Source organism: Bartonella sp. MR168JLCBS, from assembly GCF_042194175.1.
In genome coordinates this window covers 1-719 of sequence record NZ_JBHIMP010000365.1, presented here as the reverse complement: position 1 = coordinate 719, position 719 = coordinate 1, and the positions used below count along the sequence as shown (strand labels likewise).

The window sequence follows — 719 nt, the reverse complement described above, 5'->3', positions numbered from 1 at the left end:
AATCAGTATACTCGCTACGTAACAGTGGTACTGGCGGGTTTGCAAGCATGTGGTATCGCGGTTGCTCTTGAAACGGGTATAGGAATAGGGCTTAAAATTGTTGTAGAGCCCGGTTTCATGTTCCGTATTTCTTCTGTTATTACACTTGTTGGTGGGACGATGTTTTTAATGTGGCTTGGCGAACAAATCACGTCACGCGGTGTTGGTAATGGGGTTTCTCTTATTATTTTTACAGGTATTGTGGCTAATCTTCCTTCTACTTTTGCTCAACTTTTGACTGCTCATAGCCAAGCTGATTTATCAACTTTTTTGTTAACAATAATCGTTCTTATTGCCATTTCTGTTATCGCAGTTATTGTCTTTGTAGAACGTGCACAACGGCGCATCCTTATTCAGTATCCCAAACGTCAGGTTGGTAACCAGATATTTCAAGGTGATATGTCACATCTTCCTTTAAAACTGAATACCGCTGGTGTTATTCCACCAATTTTTGCTTCATCTTTGTTATTGTTACCTGCAACTGTTAATAATTTTTCTGATAAAATGCCGCAATGGGTTCAGGCTGTTTCTTATTCTCTTGGTCATGGGCAGCCACTTTATATGATTATCTATGCCATTTTGATGGCGTTTTTTTGCTTTTTTTATACCGCCATTGTGTTTAATCCAAACGATACAGCAGATCAGTTAAAGAAGCATTCTGGCTTTATTCCAGGGATTCG

The 719-nt window shown here is 39.2% G+C and carries 1 protein-coding gene; it reads left to right on the top strand.

Features of this window, described 5'->3' with window-relative positions; translation table 11 throughout:
* Positions 1-719, top strand: a 719-nt coding sequence (locus ACFIK8_RS11425) for a preprotein translocase subunit SecY (protein WP_375669495.1), incomplete at both ends; no start/stop codon positions are given.